Annotated in this window: 20 protein-coding genes; 12 read left to right on the top strand and 8 right to left on the bottom strand. The window is 62.4% G+C overall.

Annotation, left to right across the window (positions count from 1 at the left end; genetic code table 11):
* Positions 1-111: 111 nt before the first annotated feature.
* Both purD and purH read right to left on the bottom strand, forming a co-directional pair.
* On the bottom strand, positions 112-1,398 hold the full coding sequence (purD, locus tag JKV55_RS16485; RefSeq protein ID WP_202087894.1) for a phosphoribosylamine--glycine ligase: 1,287 nt from the start codon (positions 1,396-1,398) through the stop codon (positions 112-114).
* A gap of 348 nt (positions 1,399-1,746) precedes the next feature.
* A complete protein-coding gene (gene purH / locus JKV55_RS16480; RefSeq protein WP_202087893.1) occupies positions 1,747-3,330 on the bottom strand; it encodes a bifunctional phosphoribosylaminoimidazolecarboxamide formyltransferase/IMP cyclohydrolase in 1,584 nt (527 codons plus the stop codon).
* A gap of 196 nt (positions 3,331-3,526) precedes the next feature.
* On the opposite strand from purH, the gene zntR reads away from it, so the two are divergent.
* Positions 3,527-3,955: a Zn(2+)-responsive transcriptional regulator gene (gene zntR, locus JKV55_RS16475; protein ID WP_202087892.1), complete on the top strand. Its 429-nt coding sequence runs from the start codon at positions 3,527-3,529 to the stop codon at positions 3,953-3,955.
* Between the two features lie 102 nt (positions 3,956-4,057).
* On the opposite strand, the gene JKV55_RS16470 is transcribed toward zntR, so the two are convergent.
* The 5 genes from JKV55_RS16470 to JKV55_RS16450 form a co-directional block, all read right to left on the bottom strand.
* The gene (locus JKV55_RS16470) at positions 4,058-4,480 is read right to left on the bottom strand and encodes a universal stress protein (RefSeq protein WP_202087891.1); all 423 of its coding nucleotides are present in this window, start codon (positions 4,478-4,480) and stop codon (positions 4,058-4,060) included.
* A gap of 6 nt (positions 4,481-4,486) precedes the next feature.
* The gene (locus JKV55_RS16465; protein WP_202087890.1) at positions 4,487-5,803 is read right to left on the bottom strand and encodes a TRAP transporter large permease; all 1,317 of its coding nucleotides are present in this window, start codon (positions 5,801-5,803) and stop codon (positions 4,487-4,489) included.
* On the bottom strand, positions 5,803-6,333 hold the full coding sequence (locus tag JKV55_RS16460) for a TRAP transporter small permease subunit (protein WP_202087889.1): 531 nt from the start codon (positions 6,331-6,333) through the stop codon (positions 5,803-5,805). The genes JKV55_RS16465 and JKV55_RS16460 overlap by 1 nt, the downstream gene beginning before the upstream one ends.
* A gap of 61 nt (positions 6,334-6,394) precedes the next feature.
* Positions 6,395-7,402: a TRAP transporter substrate-binding protein DctP gene (gene dctP, locus JKV55_RS16455; RefSeq protein ID WP_202087888.1), complete on the bottom strand. Its 1,008-nt coding sequence runs from the start codon at positions 7,400-7,402 to the stop codon at positions 6,395-6,397.
* 266 nt (positions 7,403-7,668) lie between these two features.
* On the bottom strand, positions 7,669-8,601 hold the full coding sequence (locus tag JKV55_RS16450; protein ID WP_202087887.1) for a LysR family transcriptional regulator: 933 nt from the start codon (positions 8,599-8,601) through the stop codon (positions 7,669-7,671).
* A gap of 213 nt (positions 8,602-8,814) precedes the next feature.
* Between JKV55_RS16450 and JKV55_RS16445 the strand changes: the two genes are divergently transcribed.
* Together JKV55_RS16445 and gabT are read left to right on the top strand one after the other, a co-directional pair.
* Positions 8,815-10,278 carry an NAD-dependent succinate-semialdehyde dehydrogenase gene (locus JKV55_RS16445; RefSeq protein WP_202087886.1) on the top strand — a complete coding sequence of 488 codons (1,464 nt, stop codon included), beginning with the start codon at positions 8,815-8,817 and terminating at the stop codon, positions 10,276-10,278.
* A 25-nt stretch (positions 10,279-10,303) separates the two neighbouring features.
* Complete coding sequence (gene gabT / locus JKV55_RS16440; protein ID WP_202087885.1) at positions 10,304-11,584, top strand: 4-aminobutyrate--2-oxoglutarate transaminase; 1,281 nt, start codon at positions 10,304-10,306, stop codon at positions 11,582-11,584.
* A gap of 56 nt (positions 11,585-11,640) precedes the next feature.
* On the opposite strand, the gene JKV55_RS16435 is transcribed toward gabT, so the two are convergent.
* Entirely contained in the window at positions 11,641-12,321 is a 681-nt protein-coding gene (locus tag JKV55_RS16435; RefSeq protein ID WP_202087884.1) for a heavy metal response regulator transcription factor, read from the bottom strand.
* Between the two features lie 199 nt (positions 12,322-12,520).
* Between JKV55_RS16435 and JKV55_RS16430 the strand changes: the two genes are divergently transcribed.
* The 9 genes from JKV55_RS16430 to JKV55_RS16390 all read left to right on the top strand — a co-directional run bounded on the left by JKV55_RS16430 (position 12,521) and on the right by JKV55_RS16390 (position 18,824).
* On the top strand, positions 12,521-14,323 hold the full coding sequence (locus tag JKV55_RS16430; RefSeq protein WP_202087883.1) for a copper resistance system multicopper oxidase: 1,803 nt from the start codon (positions 12,521-12,523) through the stop codon (positions 14,321-14,323).
* Entirely contained in the window at positions 14,320-15,171 is an 852-nt protein-coding gene (locus JKV55_RS16425; RefSeq protein ID WP_237332910.1) for a copper resistance protein B, read from the top strand. The genes JKV55_RS16430 and JKV55_RS16425 overlap by 4 nt, the downstream gene beginning before the upstream one ends.
* 45 nt (positions 15,172-15,216) lie before the next feature.
* Positions 15,217-15,714: a cupredoxin domain-containing protein gene (locus JKV55_RS16420; protein ID WP_237332909.1), complete on the top strand. Its 498-nt coding sequence runs from the start codon at positions 15,217-15,219 to the stop codon at positions 15,712-15,714.
* 61 nt (positions 15,715-15,775) lie between these two features.
* Positions 15,776-16,174, top strand: coding sequence for a c-type cytochrome (locus tag JKV55_RS16415; RefSeq protein WP_202087913.1), 399 nt, complete (start codon positions 15,776-15,778; stop codon positions 16,172-16,174).
* 133 nt (positions 16,175-16,307) lie between these two features.
* Positions 16,308-16,706: a hypothetical protein gene (locus JKV55_RS16410; RefSeq protein WP_202087882.1), complete on the top strand. Its 399-nt coding sequence runs from the start codon at positions 16,308-16,310 to the stop codon at positions 16,704-16,706.
* 361 nt (positions 16,707-17,067) lie between these two features.
* Positions 17,068-17,391, top strand: coding sequence for a hypothetical protein (locus JKV55_RS16405; RefSeq protein WP_202087881.1), 324 nt, complete (start codon positions 17,068-17,070; stop codon positions 17,389-17,391).
* 129 nt (positions 17,392-17,520) lie between these two features.
* Positions 17,521-17,886, top strand: a complete 366-nt coding sequence (locus JKV55_RS16400) for an EMC3/TMCO1 family protein (RefSeq protein ID WP_202087880.1) — start codon at positions 17,521-17,523, stop codon at positions 17,884-17,886.
* Positions 17,887-17,935: 49 nt separating this feature from the next.
* Entirely contained in the window at positions 17,936-18,163 is a 228-nt protein-coding gene (locus JKV55_RS16395; RefSeq protein WP_202087879.1) for a DUF2933 domain-containing protein, read from the top strand.
* Between the two features lie 4 nt (positions 18,164-18,167).
* Positions 18,168-18,824, top strand: a complete 657-nt coding sequence (locus JKV55_RS16390; RefSeq protein WP_202087878.1) for a methyltransferase family protein — start codon at positions 18,168-18,170, stop codon at positions 18,822-18,824.
* Positions 18,825-18,830: the final 6 nt, after the last annotated feature.

The following is an 18,830-nucleotide window of genomic DNA, read 5'->3' as shown; positions in this document are numbered from 1 at the left end:
GTGGGACGGTTGGCTCACACTGATGCATTACGTCGAGTCCTATGAGTTGCTCAAAGGACTCGACTTGTGACTAAGAGTCAGGCTTCCAGCTTCCAGCTTCCAGCTTCTGGCTTACGCCTGCTGTTCCCGCTCGATGGCGCGGTAGGCGATGTCGTTGCGGTAGAAAACGCCGTCCCATTCGATCTGGCGGGTCACCCCATAGGCGTTGGCCTGGGCCTCGGTCACGCTATGGCCCAGGGCGGTGGCGCACAGCACCCGGCCGCCGGAGGTGACCAGCTCGCCATCCTTGAACTTGGTGCCGGCGTGGAACACCTTGGTGCTCTCGGTTTCGGCGGGGATGCCGGTAATGGCGTCGCCCTGGCGATAGTGGCCCGGGTAGCCGCCCGCCGCCAGCACCACGCCCACCGAGGCGCGCGGGTCGAACTCGGCGGTTACTTTATCCAGCCCGCCCTGGCAGCCGGCCAGGCACAGCTCCACCAGATCCGACTGCAGGCGCAGCATGATCGGCTGGGTCTCGGGGTCGCCGAAACGGCAGTTGAACTCGATCACCTTGGGCTGGCCGCTCTTGTCGATCATCAGGCCGGCGTAGAGGAAGCCCTTGTAGACATGGCCTTCGTCCGCCATGCCGCGCACCGTGGGCATGATCACCTGCTCCATGATGCGGTTGTGGATTTCGGGGGTGACCACGGGGGCGGGGCTGTAGGCGCCCATGCCGCCGGTGTTGGGGCCGGTGTCGCCGTCGCCGACGCGCTTGTGATCCTGGCTGGTGGCCATGGGCAGCACGTGCTCGCCGTCCACCATCACGATAAAGGAGGCTTCCTCGCCGTCGAGGAACTCCTCGATAACCACCCGGCTGCCGGCGTCACCGAAGGCGTTGCCGGCCAGCATGTCGCGTACCGCCGCCTCGGCTTCCTCCAGGGTCATGGCCACGATCACGCCCTTGCCCGCGGCCAGGCCGTCGGCCTTGACCACGATGGGCGCGCCCTGCTCGCGCAGGTACTCCAGCGCCGGCTCCACCTGGGTGAAGTTCTGGTAGGCGGCGGTGGGGATCTGCTGCCGGGCCAGGAAGTCCTTGGTGAAGGCCTTGGAGCCTTCGAGCTGGGCGGCGGCGGCGCTGGGGCCGAAGATGGTCAGGCCTTCGGCCTCGAAAGCGTCGACCACGCCGGCCACCAGCGGGGCCTCGGGGCCCACTATGGTCAGGCCGATCTGCTCCTGCTGGGCGAAGGCCAGCAGATCCTTGATGTCGGTGGCGGAGATGGCCACGTTGGTGAGGCTGGGCTCGAGCTCGGTGCCGGCGTTGCCGGGGGCCACGAATACCTGGCTTACCTTGGGAGACTGGGCGGCTTTCCAGGCCAGGGCGTGTTCACGACCGCCACCGCCGATAACCAATACCTTCATGGTCTGTTCCTTAAACTGTTAAAACGAAACTTGTGGACACTGAGGGTAGACCAAAGAGGCAGCCCCGACAGCATTCGGTGCTGTCGGGGAAGGGGCCCGCAGGCGGCTGCATCAGTCGGCAAGAGGGATGGGGTGACCTCTAAGCCGACCGTTGGCGCCATGGATGGCGCCGTCGAGCCCCCAGGGGCGAGCTTGCTCGCTGGCACCAAGCTTTTTGCCTGACCGAACTTCCAGTGAAAGTTCGCAGCAGGCAAAAAGCGCCGGTGGCAACGATAACGGCGAGTCGGCGTGAGGTTGCCCCATCCCGACCGTCGCCGCTTTCCGCAACCGCCTCCCTCTGGCCCCTAATCAGTGCCGGAAATGGCGCATACCGGTAAACACCATGGCCATGCCGTGCTCGTCGGCGGCCTGGATCACTTCTTCGTCGCGCATGGAGCCACCGGGCTGGATCACGCAACTGATGCCGGCGGCGGCGGCGGCGTCGATGCCGTCACGGAAGGGGAAGAAGGCGTCGGAGGCCATCACCGAGCCTTCCACCTGCAGGCCTTCGTCGGCGGCCTTGATGCCGGCGATCTTGGCGGAGTAGACGCGGCTCATCTGGCCGGCACCCACGCCGATGGTCTGGCCGCCTTTAGCGTAGACGATGGCGTTGGATTTGACGTACTTGGCCACCTTCCAGCAGAACAGCAGATCCTGCAGCTCTTCGGCGGTGGGCTGGCGCTTGCTGACCACCTTGAGGTCGGCCGGCTCCACCATGCCCTGGTCGCGATCCTGCACCAGGATGCCGCCGTTGACGCGCTTGATGTCCAGGCCCCGGGTCTGGTCGGCCCACTGGCCGCACTCCAGCAGGCGCACGTTCTTCTTGTCGGCCACGGCCGCTTTCGCCTCGGCGCTGATGCTGGGGGCGATGATCACCTCCACAAACTGGCGCTCGATAATGGCACGGGCGGTGGCTTCGTCCAGCTCGCGGTTGAAGGCGATGATGCCGCCGAAGGCGGAGGTGGGGTCGGTCTGGTAGGCGCGGTCGTAGGCTTCCAGCAAGTCCTTGCCCAGGGCCACGCCGCAGGGGTTGGCGTGCTTGACGATGACGCAGGCCGGTTCATCGAATTCCTTCACGCACTCCAGGGCGGCGTCGGTGTCGGCGATATTGTTGTAGGACAGCTCCTTGCCCTGCAGCTGGGTGGCGGTGGCGACCGAGGCCTCGTCCACCTGGTTCTCCACGTAGAAGGCGGCGCTCTGGTGGCTGTTTTCGCCGTAGCGCAGATCCTGCTTCTTGGTGAACTGGTAGTTGATGGTGCGCGGGAATTTGGAGCCTTCGCTGGCCTCGTGGTAGGCCGGTACCATGGTGCCGAAGTAGTTGGCAATCATGCCGTCGTACTGGGCGGTGTGCTCGAAGGCGGCGATGGCCAGGCTGAAGCGGGTGGCCTGGGTCAGGCTGTTGCCGTTGGCGTCCAGCTCGGCCAGCAGGCGGTCGTAGTCGCCGGCGTTGACCACTATGGCCACGTCGTTGTGGTTCTTGGCCGCGGCACGTACCATGGTGGGGCCGCCGATATCGATGTTCTCGATGGCGTCTTCCAGGGTGCAGTCGGCCTTGGCCACGGTGTTGGCGAAGGGGTAGAGGTTAACCACCACCATGTCGATGGGCTGGATGGCATGCTCGGCCATGATGGCATCGTCCTGGCCGCGACGGCCGAGGATGCCGCCGTGCACCTTGGGGTGCAGGGTCTTGACCCGGCCGTCCATCATCTCCGGGAAGCCGGTATAGTCGGACACTTCGGTCACGGGCAGGCCCTGGTCGGCCAGCAGGCGGGCGGTGCCGCCGGTGGACAGCAGCTCCACGCCGCGGGCCTGCAGGCCACGGGCGAACTCAAGGATGCCTTGTTTGTCGGACACACTCAGCAGAGCACGGCGAATGGGTCGAGCAGTTTCCATTATGTTCTCGTTCCTTTAACGATCAATCGGGGGGTTTGGTAAAATGGGCAGGCTTGCCGACTTTACCAAACCGCCTGGTAGCCAGAACGGAGGCGGCATATTCTACTGCATTTTATGGTGGCTTGTCGGACTATTTGCTTCGGTGTCAAGAGGTTTTATGTGTAACAAAGCCACGCTTTCAGCAAGGGAGTAACGGATGTATCGAATCGGCGAACTGGCCAGGCACTTCGGCATCAAGGCCGATACCCTGCGCTTTTACGAGAAGGAAGGCCTGCTTACGCCCAGCCTGCGCACGCCTTCCGGTTACCGGTTGTACAGCGAAGAGGACAAGAACCGGCTGCATTTTATTTTGCGCTGCAAGCGGGTCGGCTTTTCCCTGAAGGATATCGAAGAACTGCTTGCCCTGCGGGTGAGCAGTTGCGAGGTGACCTGTCGTGAAGTCAAGGAGGTGGCCGACACCAAGCTGGCGGACGTGGAAGAGCGGATTGCCGAGCTGGAGCGCTTTCGCCAGTCCTTGAAGCAATTGTCCGACGCCTGCTGCGGCGGCCTGGAAAGCGCCGAGCACTGCTCCATCCTCGAAGCGTTGGACGGCAAGCTGCTTACCGCCGAGAACAACGCCCGCTAATGTTCCCCGAAACGACAGCACAGGGCTGCCGTTTCGGACGGGAGGCTGGCGGTGTCTCTGTGCGGCCGGCCCGGCCCTTCGATTTGCTCACCGGCACCCGTGCTAGCGGATCACCAGCACGGCACAGTCGGCGTGGCGTACCACCCGCGAGGCGTTGGAGCCGAGCAGGTAGGTGCCGGCACCGGGGCGGGAGGCGGGCATGACGATCAGGTCGGCCCCATGCTTCCTGGCCCGGGCCAGGATGCTGTCGTAGACCACCCCGTGCTTAATCCATATCTGGCCCTGGTGGGCGACGGGGATATGCCGGGCCATAAAATCCGCCAGCTGTTGTTCCATGGTCTTGTCCATGCTGCCAATCAGCTCGTGCGACATCAGCGGCGCCGCCGCATGATGGATACGGGCGGAATTGACATACAGCAGGTGGATCTGCCCTTGCGGATGGCAGAGCTGGAGTGCGGACTCCACCACCTGCGGGTACAGCTCCTGATGTTCAAAATCCAGCGGCAACAGTATTTGCTTGAACATAATGTGTTATCCCATCAGTTTGTTGGGCAGCCAGGTGACGATCTCCGGCACCAGCATGCACAGTATCAGCACGCCCAGCTTGAGCATGACGAAGGGCAGCACCGACTTGTAGATATCCATCATGGTGACCCCGGGCGGTGCTATGCCTTTCAGGTAGAACAGGGCGAAGCCATAGGGCGGGGTCTGCACCGCGATTTCGATGTTCAGTATCATCAGAATACCGAACCAGATGGGATCGTAGCCCAGGCTCACCGCGATGGGAGTGAACAGCGGCGCGCAGATCAGCACGATGATCATCTCGTCGATGATAAAGCCGAGCAGCAGCATGATCACCTGCATCATCAGGATGATCATGATGGGGGGCAGGTCCAGGCCGGCGGCGAAGTCGGCCACCATGCCCTGCACACCCATCAGCAGATGGAAGTTGCTGAATACCGAGGCGCCCAGCACTATCCAGATGGCCACGCTTACCAGCAGCGCGGTTTCGATGCCGGAGCGTTTCATCATCTTGAGCTTGAAGCGCTTGTACATAATGGCCAGCAGCAGGGCACCGACCACGCCGATGGCCCCGGACTCGGTGGGGGTGGCGATGCCGGTGATGATACTGCCCAGTACCAGCACGATCAGCAGCAGGGCCATCAGGCCGTCGCGCAGGGTGATAAAGCGCTCTTTCGGGCTTTGGGGCACATCCAGGGCATGGCCGATGGGGGCCCGGCTCGGGTTGAGCTTGCAGGAGATCACCACGTAGAGGATGAGCACGGTAATGGAGATCAGCGCCGGCACCAGGGCGGCGATAAACATCTTGCCGACCGAGGTCTGGGTGGTGGAGCTGAACAGTATCATGGGGATGCTGGGCGGGATCAGGATGCCTAAGCCGCCGCCGGCCATGATCACGCCCAGCGCCAGCTTCTTGTCGTAGCCGCGTTCCAGCATGGGGCGCAGGGCGATGCTGCCCGAGGTCATGATGCCGGCACCGATGATGCCCACCATGGCGCCAATCATGGAGCAGACCCCGATCACGCTGATGGCGAGCGAGCCGCGGATGCGGCCGATGAGCAGCTGGCTGGCCTTGAACATGGCGTCGCCGATGCCGGAGCGGGTCAGCAACTGGCCCATGTAGATGTACAGCGGAATGGCCAGCAGCACAAAGCTGAACAGGGTGCTTTCAATGGTGGTGGGGATGATGTTGAAGATGCCTTCCCCCCAGGTCAGATAGCCGAGCAGCATGGCCACGCCGCCCAGGGCCAGGCCCACCTGGGCGCCCAGCAAAAAGGAAATCAGCACTCCCAGCAGCAGCAGGCCGGTCAACAACTCGATACTCATTATGCTTCGTCCTCGGACAGCAGGGACTCACCGGTAATCAACTGCCAGGCATCTTTGAGCATGTCACTGGACAATTGCAGCAAGAACAAAATGGCGGCGGCGGTCACCATCACCCAGAAATGGCCGATGGAAGGGCCCCATTCCGACTGACGGGTATAGCCGAAATCGATGGCTTCCAGCGCCTTTTCCCAGCATTTGCTGGCGATGATGAACAGGAAGAAGCCCCCCAGTACGTTGGAGAGCAGGTTGAACAGGTTCTTGGTACGCTGGGACACCGCCAGATAGACGATATCCACGTTGATATGGGACTTCTTCAACTGGGCATGGGCCCCGCACAGGGCGCCGATATAGCCGAACAGAAACAGCGAGACATCGTAGGCCCACAGGGTCGGGCTGTTGAGCACATAACGGGCGAACACCTCGAAGGCGACGGTCGCCGCCAGCAGGGGCAGGGCCAGGGCGATGGTGTGGCTGACGGCCGCAACCAGCAATGCCACCCCTTTGCACCACAAGCAAAGTAGTTTTTTCATTATGCATCCAGTGGGTTGAAAGCAGATGCCCCGCCTGGGCGGGGCCGTTTCTGGAGTGGAATTACTTAAGCAGCTCGACCAGTTGGGCGCTGTACTTGTCGGTCTTGCCATAGTGGGCCCGGACCGCTTCTGCAGCCTGCTGCCACCGGGCCTGGTCGGCGTCGGACGCTTCGGGGCCCCATTGCATGCCGATCTTCTGCATGTCTTCCACCGCTTCCTGCTCCCACAGGGCGGACTTCTCGGCCTGCTCCTTGGCATGCCAGCTGGCGGCGTTGCGCACCACTTCCTTCAGATCGTCGGGCAGCTTGTTCCAGGCGTTCTTGTTCACCAGGATGGGCAGGGCCTGGGCGCTGGACACCGGCAGCGGGTACATGTACTTGGCTACTTCGGCGAAGTTGCCGTCCCTGTGGTCGATCAGGTTGGAGCCGATGGTGCCGTCGATAACGCCGGTGGCCAGGCTGGTGTAGACCTCGCCCCAGGCCAGGTTGACCGGGGAGGCGCCCAGTTCGCGGAAGAAGCGGCCGTAGGCGCCGGGGGCACGGATCTTCAGGCCCTTGAAGTCTTCCATCGACTCGATTTTCTTCTTGGTGATGACGTAGACGCCGGGCTGGAAGTAGGGATCCAGCCACACCAGGCCGTGGCGGTCGTAGGCTTCGGTCAGCACCTCGCCCCAGCCTTTCTCATGGAACAGGGCATTCAGCTCTTCCAGGCTGCCGCTGGAGCCGGGCAGGCCCACCTCGACCACGCCGAAGGGGATTTCACCGGCGTGCATGGGCTGGAAGGGGGCGGCCATGTCCAGCAGGCCGGACTTGGTGGCGCCGATGATGCCGGCGGTGTCGACGCCTTCACCGGCGTAGAGCATGTTGATCTTCATGCGACCGTCGGAGTCGGCTTCGATCTTGTCGGCGAAGGACTGGTAGACGTCACCGAAGGCGGTGCCACGGGAGTAGAGGTTGGTAAAGCGCCAGGTGATGTCGGCGGCCATGGCTTCCATGGTCATGCCCATGCCGGCGACGGCGATCAGGGAGGCGGCGATTTTGGTGCGAGCTGAGCTCCAGATACGAGTCATGGTTAGTCCCTTGTGTTATCACATTCCATCGCTTTGGGCGGGCCCAAAGTCAGTTTTTGGTGTCGAGTACCCCCTTGGGGTGATGGCAGTCTGCGACAGCGCCGTCATGGATTAAATACATAATGATTCATGTTTGGTTTGAACCCAGTCAAACAAAACGCGGGAAACCCAGTCTGGTGCAGTAGTAAGCACCAAAAGGGTGCATATTTAAAGCATTTTCGATGGAGGTTATGTGAAGCCGGTCACGGACGCGACCGGCTTGGTTCTCAGGAGGAGGCTACCAGGTGGCTCTGTAGTAGTTGCAGGAACAGTTCCTTCAGCCGGCTCTGGCGGCCGTGGCTGCGGGTGATGGCGGAGATGCCGAGGTAGTGGTTCTTCTGTTCCGGCAGCAGCGCCTTGAGCCGGCCGCTTTCCACCCAGCGGCGGGCGAAGCTCTCGGGCAGGAAGCCGATATACTGGCCGGAGAGGATCAGCGCCGCCCTCGGCTCGTAGTGGTAGGCGCGCCCGGCCAGGCGCAGGCCGGCCAGCTGGGCGCTGGCTTCCGGGTTGGTGTAGATGCCGGGGTGGATGAGCTTGTAGTCGCCCAGGCGCTGCTCGATGACCTGGTCGTCCTCGGCGTAGAACAGTGGATGGCGGTCGCTGCAGTAGAGGAAGCAGCGCACCTTGTACAGGTGGTGGTATTCCAGCCCTTCCAGATCCCGGTGGTAATGGATAAAGCCGATGTCGGCGTCCTCGCTCAGCACCCGCCGCTCGATCTCGCCCATGTGGGCCACGTCCACGCTCACGTTCACATCCGGCGCCTGCTCGCCCAGGGCGGCGAACACATCGGCCATGGGAAAGTCGTCCTCCAGCCAGATGTTATCGCTGGACACGATTTTCAGCTCGCCGGTGAGCTGTTCGTGCAGCTCGTTCACCGTATAGCGGAACTCCTCCAGCCGGGCGAACAGCCGCTTGGCGGACTCGTAGATCACCATGCCGTCGTCGGTGAGGGCGAAGCCGGAGCGGCCCCGGCGGCAGAGCTTGAGTTTGAGCCGGTTTTCCAGGTTGGCCATGTGCACGCTGATGGTGGAGCGGCTGATGTTGAGTTCGGTTTCCGCCGCCGAAAAGCCGCCGCACTCCACCACCGTCTTGAACAGTTTGAGCAGGCGGATTTCGTAATCACCGATTTGCCCCAGCACGGGCCTGCTTGCTTGGCTCATAGTTTGATGGCCTTAAATGTGAATGTTGATACGTGATCATTTATAGGACTTTAAGCGCAAGGCTAACATGCAATCAAAGTATGGCCAATGCGGCCACGGTGGCGAAGGCGCAAATCGGGGACTTTAACGCGATTCTGTGATGCCGGTGCCGGTGCCGTGGCTGTCGGCCGCCCCCTGGGGGCTTGCATGGACTCAACACCGAGGCGCAGTTCTATGAGCATCAATACCGTCAACAGCAACCTAGTGAAAGATGCCGGCCACATCGATGGCCAGTGGCGCCAGGCCGACAGCGGCGCCACCATTTCCGTGTACAACCCCGCCACCGGCGAGTTGCTGGGCCGGGTGCCCGACATGGGCGTGGACGAAGCCCGCGCCGCCATCGACGCGGCCGGCCAGGCCCTGGCCGGCTGGAGCGCGCTCAATCCCAGGGAGCGTTCCCGCCTGCTGCGCCGCTGGTTCGATTTGATCATCGAGCACAAGGAAGAGCTGGCCCGGCTGATGACCCTGGAGCAGGGCAAGCCGCTGTTCGAAACCCGGGGCGAGGTGCTATACGGCGCCTCCTACATCGAGTGGTACGCCGAGGAAGGCAAGCGCGCCTACGGCAAGCTGTTCGCCGCGCCCACCGCCGACAAGCGTGCCCTGAGCATCCAGCAGCCCATCGGGGTGGTGGCCGCCATCACCCCCTGGAATTTCCCCAACGCCATGATCACCCGCAAGATAGCGCCGGCGCTGGCGGCGGGCTGCACCATAGTGGTTAAGCCCTCCGAGGAAACCCCCTTCTCCGCCCTGGCGCTGATGGCCCTGGCGGAGCAGGCCGGCATTCCCGCCGGGGTGATCAACATGATCACCAGCTCCCGGGCGGCGGAGGTGGGCCAGGTGCTGACCGGCGACAGCCGGGTGCGCAAGCTGTCCTTCACCGGCTCCACCCGGGTGGGCAAGCTGCTCTACGGCCAGAGCGCCGACACCGTGAAGAAGCTCAGCCTGGAGCTGGGCGGCAACGCGCCCTTTATCGTGTTCGACGACGCCGACCTGGAGGCGGCGGTGGCCGGTGCCCTGGCGTCCAAGTTCCGCAACGCCGGCCAGACCTGCGTGTGCGCCAACCGCATCCTGGTGCAGGACGGCATTTACGACGCCTTTATGGCCCGTTTAAAAGAGGAAGTGGAAAAGTTCGTGGTGGGCAACGGCCTGGAAGAGGGCACCACCATGGGGCCGGTGATCAACCGGGCGGCGATAGACAAGATTGCCGCCATGGTGGACCGGGCCCAGAGCCAGGGCGCCCGGCTGCTGACCGGCGGCCAACGCCACCCGGCCGGCGAGCTGTTCTTCACCCCGACCATTCTGACCGGGGTGACCCAGGACATGGAGATCGCCCAACAGGAGATCTTCGGCCCGGTGGCGCCGGTGATCCGCTTCAGGGACGACGCCGAGGCCGTCGCCATCGCCAACGACACCCCCTACGGCCTGGCCGCCTATTTTTATACCGAGAGCCACAGCCGCATATGGAAAGTGGCCGAGGCGCTCGAGTACGGCATGATCGGCATCAACGAAGGCATTATTTCCAACGAAGCGGCGCCCTTCGGTGGCGTCAAGGAATCCGGCCTGGGCCGCGAAGGCTCCGCCCAGGGGCTGGAAGATTACATGGAAACCAAATACCTGTGCATGGGCGGCATCCGCTGAGCAGGACTTTTCAGGAGACAAGACGATGAGCAAGAACCAAGAACTGCAACAACGCAAAGATGCCGTCTTCGCCCGGGGCATGGGCAACATGGCCGCCCTCTACGTGGACAAGGCTAAAAACAACGAGATCTGGGACGTGGAAGGCCGCCGCTATATCGACTTCGCCGCCGGCATCGCCGTGGTCAACACCGGCCACAGCCACCCGCGCATCCAGGCCGCCGTGGCCGCCCAGCTGGAGCGCTTCAGCCACACCTGTGCCATGGTCACCCCCTACGAGAGCGTGGTCGAGCTGGCCGAGAAGCTGGTGGCGCTGGCGCCGGGCAACAGCCCCAAGAAGGCGATGTTCGTGACCACCGGCGCCGAGGCGGTGGAAAACGCGGTCAAGATCGCCCGCGCCCATACCAAACGCAGCGGCGTCATCGCCTTCAACGGCGGCTTCCACGGCCGGACCAACCTGGCCATGGGCCTGACCGGCAAGGTGGCGCCCTACAAGGCCGGCTTCGGCCCCTTCCCGGGCGAGATTTACCACCTGCCTTACCCCAACGCCTACCACGGCGTGACCGAGGCCCAGTCGCTCAAGGCACTGGATGAGCTGTTCCACTGCGACATCGAGCCGGGCCGGGTGGCTGCGATCATCATAGAGCCGGTGCAGGGCGAGGGCGGTTTCTACCAGGCGCCGCCGTCCTTTCTGCAGAAACTGCGCGCCCTGTGCGACCGGCACGGCATCCTGCTGGTCTGCGATGAAATCCAGACCGGCTTCGCCCGTACCGGCAAGCTGTTCGCCACCGAATACGCCGGCATAGAGCCGGATCTGATGACCATGGCCAAGGGCATCGCCGGCGGCTTCCCGCTGGCGGGCGTGGTCGGCAAGGCCGACATCATGGACGCCGCCAACCCGGGCGGCCTGGGCGGCACCTACGCGGCCTTCCCCCTGGCCTGCGCCGCGGCGCTGGAAGTGCTGAAGATCATCGAGGAAGAGCAGCTGTGCACCAAGGCCCTGGCCCTGGGCGAGCTGATGAACAAGCGCCTGTGCGAGCTGCAGGCCAGGTATCCCCGCCATATCGGCCAGGTGCGCAACCTGGGCGCCATGGTGGCGATGGAGCTGATCCATAATGGGGACGTGGATCAGCCCAACCCCGAGCTGACCAGGGCGATAGTGGCCAAGGGCATAGAGAAGGGCGTGATCCTGTTGTCCTGTGGGGTACGGGGCAACGTGATCCGCTTCCTGCCGCCGCTGACCTCGCCGCTGGAGGTGGTCAACGAGGGGCTGGATCTGCTGGAGCAAGTGCTGGCGGATCTGGTTTGAGTCAGTGAAAACGTCGATGTCATAACCTTTTTGGCGGGCCTGTTGGCCCGCTTTTTTTATGTTTCGGGCAGCTCCAGGGTATAGCCCATACCGCGCACCGTCTGGATCAGCTTGGGCTCGAAGCCGTCGTCGATCTTGGCGCGCAGCCGGCGGATGGCCACGTCGATCACGTTGGTGTCGCTGTCGAAGTTCATGTCCCATACCAGGGAGGCGATCAGCGAGCGGGGCAGCACCTCGCCCTGGCGGCGCACCAGCAGCTCCAGCAGGGCGAATTCCTTGTTGGTGAGGTGGATGCGCTCGGCGCCCCTGCTGACCCGGCGCCGGGAGAGTTCCAGGGTGAGATCGGCCACCTGCAGGCGGTCATCCTGGGGGGCGGCGCTGCCCCGGCGCAGCAGGGAGCGCACCCGGGCCAGCAGTTCGGCAAAGGCGAAGGGCTTGACCAGGTAGTCGTCGGCGCCGAGCTCCAGCCCCTTGACCCTGTCTTCCACGCTGTCGCGGGCGGTCAGGAACAGCACCGGTACCTGCCGGCCCTCGTCGCGCAGCGACTGCACTATGCGCCAGCCGTCCACGTCGGGCAGCATCACGTCGAGGATGATGAGATCGTAGGGTTCGACCATCGCCAGGTGGTGGCCATCCAGCCCGGTACGCGCCAGATCCACCACAAAACCGGCCTCGCTCAGCCCCCGGTGCAGGTAGTCTCCGGTTTTGATTTCGTCTTCTATGACCAGCAGTTTCATCAACGGATTCATCATGGTGTGCGGTGCGTTAGCTTTAGCACGGCCGGGGTGTCAGCTCAAGGCTAGCCCCGCTACCTGACCCGTCCATGACACTATCATTACAAGGTTGTAATGATGGCGTCATCTCCCGGAAAGTGGCCGCTTTGTATGATCCAGCGCAATGAAATACAAATAAGCCAAATAGGGAGAGGGGAACGAGATGACGCATTCCAATCGAATGCCGGACCTGCCGCGCCGGCGTTTTGTGCAGGGGTTGGCCGCCGGTGGCGTGGCCCTGGGGCTGTCGCCCCTGCTAACACCCGCCCGGGCGGCCAGTCCGGGCACCCTGACCGGGTCGGCACCGGTGCTGACCGGCACCGAATTCGAGCTGGTGATCGACGAGTCACCGGTCAATTTCACCGGCAAGCGGCGCATGGCCACCACCATCAACGGCTCCATTCCGGCACCCACCCTGCGCATGCGCGAAGGGGACGAGGTCACCATCCGGGTGGTCAACAAGCTCAAGGAGCCCACCTCCATCCACTGGCACGGCATCATACTGCCCTACGAGATGGACGGGGTGCCCGGCATCAGCTTTGCCGGCATCGCCCCCGGCGAAACCTTTACCTACCGCTTCCGGCTGGAGCAGAGCGGCACCTATTGGTATCACTCCCACTCCGGCATGCAAGAGCTGACCGGCATGTACGGCGCCCTGATCATCGATCCGGCCGAGGCCGAGCCCATCATTGCCGAGCGCGAGCATGTGGTGCTGTTGTCCGACTGGACCGACGAAAACCCCATGCGGGTTCTTGCCAAGCTCAAGAACCAGGGCGACTTCTACAACTTCAACCAGCCGACGGTGTCCGACTTTTTCCGGGATGTCTCCGGTGAGGGGCTGGGGGCGGCCATCGGCAAGCGGTTGATGTGGAACCAGATGCGGATGAGCCCGACCGATCTGGCGGATCTGTCGGCCGAGACCCTGACCTACCTGATGAACGGCACCACCCCGGCGGGCAACTGGACGGCCTTGTTCAAACCCGGCGAACGGGTGCGCCTGCGCTTTATCAACGGGGCCGGCAATACCTTTTACGACGTGCGCATTCCCGGCCTCAAGCTGACAGTGGTGCAGGCGGATGGCCTGAATGTCGAGCCGGTAGACGTGGACGAGTTCCGCTTCGGCCCCGGTGAAACCTACGACGTGATCGTGGAGCCCACCGCCGAGGCCTACACCCTGTTCGCCCAGGCCATGGACAGAACCGGCTATGCCCGGGGCACCCTGGCCACCCGCGAGGGGCTGATCGCCACCGTGCCGCCGATCGATCCGGTCCAGCAACTGACCATGGCCGACATGATGGGCGCCATGGATCACGGCGCCCACGGCGGTGCCATGGCGGGCATGGATCATGCGGCCATGGGCCACGGCAATATGGCCGGGATGGACCACGCCGCCATGGGCCATGGTATGCACGGCGCCATGGCGGCGTCTCTGGCCAGGCCCAGCCAGACGGTGCGCCATGCCAGCACCGAATACGGCCCCAGCGTCGACATGCGGGTGGACATGCCGCGCACCAACCTGGACGATCCCGGCGTGGGCCTGCGCGACAACGGTCGCCGGGTGTTGACCCTGGCCGATCTGCGCACCCCCGGTGGCCCCCTGGATCCGCGCCCGGCGGAGCGGGAAATCGAGTTGCACCTCACCGGCAACATGGAGCGCTACACCTGGTCCTTCGACGGGGTCGAGTTCGGCAACTCCACCCCCATCCACCTGAGCTACGGGGAGCGGGTGCGCATCATACTGCACAACGACACCATGATGACCCACCCCATGCACCTGCACGGCATGTGGAGCGAGCTGGAAAGCCCGGAGGGGGATTTTCTGGTTCGTCGCCATACCATACCGGTGCAGCCGGCCCAGCGGATCAGCTTCCTGGTGACCGCCGATGCCCTGGGCCGCTGGGCCTGGCACTGCCACCTGATGTTCCATATGGACGCGGGCATGTTCCGCATGGTGGTGGTGTCATGAACAAGAGGAAAATGACGATGAAGTCCGGAATGAACCGCATCCTGCTGGCGCTGGCGGCCCTGCCCCTGGCGTCGGTTTGGGCCCAGGATCCCCATGCGGGCCACGGCGGCGGGCCGGCGCCGGCCGACGCCCGGGATCCCCATGCCTATTCCGGCGGCTTCACCCTGGATGAGGGCCCCTATGCGCTGCCCGGGCCTCGCCAGCTCCGGCTGGCGGACGAGCACCTGTTCGGCGGGGTGCTGGTGGACCGGCTGGAACGGGTCGATGCCGGCGCAGGACACCACTGGGCGTACGACACCCGCGCCTGGCTGGGCCGCGACTACCACAGGGCGGTGCTGAAGGCGGAAGGCGACATCGAAGCCGGCCGGCTGGAAGAGTCCAGCACCGAACTGCTGTGGAGCCGGGCCCTGTCTTCATTCTGGAATACCGAGCTCGGGGTGCGTTACGACACTGGCCACGGGCCGGATCAGGGCTGGCTGGCCCTGGGGGTATCGGGCCTGGCACCCTACTGGTTCGAGGTGGATGCCACCGCCTACCTGGGCGAGCAGGGGCAGACGGCACTGGCGCTGGAAGCGGAATATGAACTGCTGCTGACCCAACGCCTGGTATTGCAGCCCAAGGTGGAGCTGACTGCCTACGGCAAGGATGACGAGGCCCGGGGCCAGGGGCGGGGCCTGTCCGAGCTGGTGGCGGGAGCGCGCCTGCGTTATGAAATAGATCGTCAGTTTGCCCCCTATGTGGGGCTGGAATGGGCCACGGCCCTGGGCAACACCGCGGATATGGTGCGGGCCGAGGGCGAATCGACCCAGGAAGGCCGCTGGGTGGCCGGGGTCCGGTTCTGGTTTTGAATCACTGCTTAAAAGAGACAACCCACAATCAAGGAACAATGCGATATGAAGAAAACACTGTCCGTTATCATGCTGGGCCTGCTGCCCGGATTCGCCATGGCCGCGGAAGAGCATGGCGGCCACCATGGCGGCCACCAGGGCCATGACATGGCCTCGATGAACCAGAAGATGCAGGGCGTCGGCCAGCCCGGCAAGGCGGCGGACGTCAGCCGCACCATTGAAGTCATGATGGGCGACGATATGCGTTTTTCCCCCGCTCACATAGAGGTCAAGGCCGGGGAAACGGTGCGGTTTTTCGTCAAGAATGCCGGCAAACTGGAGCACGAACTGGTGATCGGCAATGCCGAGGCACTGCTGGAGCACGCCGAGATGATGCGGCAGATGCCGGACATGCACCATGCCGAGCCCAATATGATCAGCCTCCAGGGCGGCCAGATGGGCGGCCTGGTGTGGCAGTTCGATCAGGCCGGCACCGTCGACTTCGCCTGCCTGCTGCCCGGCCATATGGAAGCCGGCATGAAGGGTTCCATCCAGGTGATGTGATTGGCGGCGGCATGGAGCCAGGCTCCATGCCGTTTTTCCTGACTCATGGGATATAGGAGTGATGGTGAAAAAATTATCAAAAACAGTCATGTGGTCCGGCATCGCCATCGTTACTCTACCAGCTGTCTTATATGTCATGTTTAATGACAGTTTCAGCTTTGGTATGACCGCAGGAAAAAGAGAAAAATTAACTATTGGTATGCAGTTATACAGTGATAACTGTGCAAGCTGCCATGGTGTTACGCTGCAAGGAACCAGGCAGGGACCTCCCTTTATACACAAAATTTACGAGCCATCTCATCATGGAGACAAATCCTTTTACCTCGCCGTAGAGAATGGTTCTCGAGCCCATCACTGGTCCTTTGGTGATATGCCCGCTATACCTGGGCTGGGACAAGATGATGTGAGCGCCATCATCGAACACATACGATATGAACAGCGTAAAAAAGGCATTAAATAGCATTTCCTATTGATGTCTTTTATTACTTTTAGATGACAGTAATGTAATGATTTTGTCAGTGCAAGGTCAGCTTCTGTTGCTATTCTTAACTTAAGAATTAAATTACCCATCATAAGTTAAGAGGGAAAGCATCATGAAAAAAACCACTAGCTCCATTCTCGTTGTTGCTGCCATATTGATGATGCCTACACTACAGGCATCCGATACTTTTTCTGATAAAAAACCGGCTCAGCTCTGCTTAAGCACCGAAAACTTTGGAAGTGATGGTGTAGACCGCTTCCAGGCAAAAATGTCTGCACTACGCGCCTCAAAAACAGGTGAAGAAGCTGTACAGTGTGTGCCTGCAAAGGTTTATCTTAATACCGGCAGCAATGGCTCCGATGGTGTGGATCGCCTTCAGGAAAAAATGGAAAAACTACGAAATGATCAAAGCCAAGCGAAACCTGTTCCGGCAAAGGTATATTTAAGTGTTGGTCCTAACGGAACCGACGGTGTCGACCGGTTTCAGGAGCGCATGAACAGGCATCATTAATTTATATTGTTTTATCTTGAATTGACATGAATTGCTGGTGATCGTAATTGTTGATGTTTTTAATGTTGAGTACCAGGTTATTTTTTGTGTGAAGGTCTTGGCGTAAGTTATTTGTTTTGACTCTGATGGATGTTTTTGCCGGCCTTATGGCCGGCTTTTTCTTGAGCTGTTCTTGATGAATTTTAATCTCGTTCAAAAACCAGGACAGGTAAAACAAGCTCTACTAAAGAGTCATTGTTGATCAAAATCAACTCCAGGGCATATCAACTCATCTAGACTGATATTGTTTAGACTGATTTTTCAGATCGGTTATCCGGGAGGGAGCATGGGGCACCCGTTCAGCAATGAAAGATCACGGCCGGTGGCAAGCCTGTTGGTGTGCCTGCTGAGCCTGTGGGTGCTGTTGCTGCCCCTCCATTGCCTGGCCGGGCCGGTGTTCGACAGCCTGACGCACCAGGCCGAGGCCGAAGAGCTGATCTGCCATCAGCAGGGGCTGGATGAATCCGAGCCCTTTATCAAGCCGGGCGACCAGGGGCGGCTGCTTACGCTGTTCCTGGCTCCTCCTTCCACGCCGCCGCAGCCGGCGGCGCCGCATCTTCAGCGGTGGGCGGTACTGGCCGAGCCCGGGGCACCGCCCCTGGCCAAGCTGCCGCGCTATCTCGCCACCGTTCGCCTGCGTATCTGATATTCCCCTCGGCAGCCGGGAGCCTTCGTGCCCGGCGCTCATTCTCGCTTTACCCCGTTATCCAGAGGGAGCGCACCTCCACCCTCGGTGGCCGTGCCTTCCCCTTTATAGAGCAAGAGGAATATCACCATGAACAAACATATCCTTATCGCCGCCGGCCTGGGCCTGATGCTGAACCTGTCGCCGGTGCTGGCCGAAGAAGCCCACCACGCCCCCGCCGAACCGGCCAAGCCGGTCGATGCCGCCACCATGATGGAACGGCGGCAGCAGATGGGCATGATGCAGGAGCGAATGCAGACCATGCGCGAGCAGATGGCGGCGCTGCAACAGGCGCAGGATCCCGCCGAGCGCGAGCGGTTGCTGGCGGAGCACCTGGAGTTCATGACCCAGTCCATGGCGCAGATGGAAGAGCATATGGCCATGTGCCGGCAGATGATGGGGCACATGGGCCAGATGGGCATGGGCCAGATGGACATGGACCAGATGCAGCACTAACCATCGGCGGCCGGTCCTTTACCGGGGCCGGCCCCTTCGGGAGATCCCCATGAACAAGGATTCCAACCCTGGCCCGGCCTCCGGGCCCCGCGGCTTCTGGCTCATTCTGCTGGTGTTCGCGGCCGTGGCACTGTTCTTTCTGTGGCAGGAGCACCGCGCCCACCTGCTGGGCGCCTTGCCCTACCTCATTATCCTGCTCTGCCCCCTGATGCACCTGTTTATGCACCGGGGCCATGGCGGGGGTGGCGGTGACGACCACCACCACAAGGGAGACTGAACTTATGGATCATGATATTCCGGCCTATGGCCTCTGGGGGCTGGTGGTGCTCAACTCCCTGGTGTTCATCCTGTTCGCGTTCAGTTTCTTCAAGCCGCAGAGCCGGCGGGACTGGCGCACCTTCGGCACCTTCGCCGCCTTTATCGTGGCGCTGTTCGTCGAGATGTACGGCGTGCCGCTGACCCTGTTCCTGCTGGCCGGCTGGCTGCAGGGGCGCTACCCGCAACTGGATCCCCTGAGCCACGACGCCGGCCACCTGTGGAGCACCCTGCTCGGGCTGAGCGGCAACCCCCATTTCAGCCTGCTGCATATTCTCAGCAATATCCTGGTGTTCGGCGGCTTCCTGCTGCTGGCCAGCGCCTGGCGGGTGCTCTACCGGGCCCAGCGCCAGGGACAACTGGCCCAGAGCGGGCCCTATGCCCGGCTCCGCCATCCCCAGTACGCGGCCTTCGTGCTGATCATGGCCGGCTTTTTGCTGCAGTGGCCGACCCTGCTGACCCTGCTGATGTTCCCGGTGCTGGTGGTGATGTACGTGCGCCTGGCCCGGCAGGAGGAGCAAAGCACCCGGGATGCCTTCGGGGCCGAATGGGAAGCCTACCGGCAACGGGTGCCGGCCTTCTTCCCCCGCCTGCCGGGAGCGAGCGGCCCTGTTGCCAGATAAGGAGAA

It is taken from the genome of Zobellella iuensis (assembly GCF_016746085.1).
Taxonomy (GTDB): Bacteria; Pseudomonadota; Gammaproteobacteria; order Enterobacterales; family Aeromonadaceae; genus Oceanimonas; species Oceanimonas iuensis.
This window is presented reverse-complemented; position numbering and strand designations above follow the sequence as displayed.

Coding starts and splice junctions, on each gene's coding strand:
- gabT (WP_202087885.1), top strand. CDS start 10,304: ATGAGCAAGAACCAAGAACTGCAACAACGCAAAGATGCCGTCTTCGCC.
- JKV55_RS16435 (WP_202087884.1), bottom strand. CDS start 12,321: ATGAAACTGCTGGTCATAGAAGACGAAATCAAAACCGGAGACTACCTG.
- JKV55_RS16465 (WP_202087890.1), bottom strand. CDS start 5,803: ATGAGTATCGAGTTGTTGACCGGCCTGCTGCTGCTGGGAGTGCTGATT.
- JKV55_RS16470 (WP_202087891.1), bottom strand. CDS start 4,480: ATGTTCAAGCAAATACTGTTGCCGCTGGATTTTGAACATCAGGAGCTG.
- JKV55_RS16400 (WP_202087880.1), top strand. CDS start 17,521: ATGAACAAACATATCCTTATCGCCGCCGGCCTGGGCCTGATGCTGAAC.
- zntR (WP_202087892.1), top strand. CDS start 3,527: ATGTATCGAATCGGCGAACTGGCCAGGCACTTCGGCATCAAGGCCGAT.
- JKV55_RS16420 (WP_237332909.1), top strand. CDS start 15,217: ATGAAGAAAACACTGTCCGTTATCATGCTGGGCCTGCTGCCCGGATTC.
- JKV55_RS16390 (WP_202087878.1), top strand. CDS start 18,168: ATGGATCATGATATTCCGGCCTATGGCCTCTGGGGGCTGGTGGTGCTC.
- JKV55_RS16425 (WP_237332910.1), top strand. CDS start 14,320: ATGAACAAGAGGAAAATGACGATGAAGTCCGGAATGAACCGCATCCTG.
- dctP (WP_202087888.1), bottom strand. CDS start 7,402: ATGACTCGTATCTGGAGCTCAGCTCGCACCAAAATCGCCGCCTCCCTG.
- purH (WP_202087893.1), bottom strand. CDS start 3,330: ATGGAAACTGCTCGACCCATTCGCCGTGCTCTGCTGAGTGTGTCCGAC.
- purD (WP_202087894.1), bottom strand. CDS start 1,398: ATGAAGGTATTGGTTATCGGCGGTGGCGGTCGTGAACACGCCCTGGCC.
- JKV55_RS16450 (WP_202087887.1), bottom strand. CDS start 8,601: ATGAGCCAAGCAAGCAGGCCCGTGCTGGGGCAAATCGGTGATTACGAA.
- JKV55_RS16395 (WP_202087879.1), top strand. CDS start 17,936: ATGAACAAGGATTCCAACCCTGGCCCGGCCTCCGGGCCCCGCGGCTTC.
- JKV55_RS16415 (WP_202087913.1), top strand. CDS start 15,776: ATGGTGAAAAAATTATCAAAAACAGTCATGTGGTCCGGCATCGCCATC.
- JKV55_RS16410 (WP_202087882.1), top strand. CDS start 16,308: ATGAAAAAAACCACTAGCTCCATTCTCGTTGTTGCTGCCATATTGATG.
- JKV55_RS16445 (WP_202087886.1), top strand. CDS start 8,815: ATGAGCATCAATACCGTCAACAGCAACCTAGTGAAAGATGCCGGCCAC.
- JKV55_RS16460 (WP_202087889.1), bottom strand. CDS start 6,333: ATGAAAAAACTACTTTGCTTGTGGTGCAAAGGGGTGGCATTGCTGGTT.
- JKV55_RS16430 (WP_202087883.1), top strand. CDS start 12,521: ATGACGCATTCCAATCGAATGCCGGACCTGCCGCGCCGGCGTTTTGTG.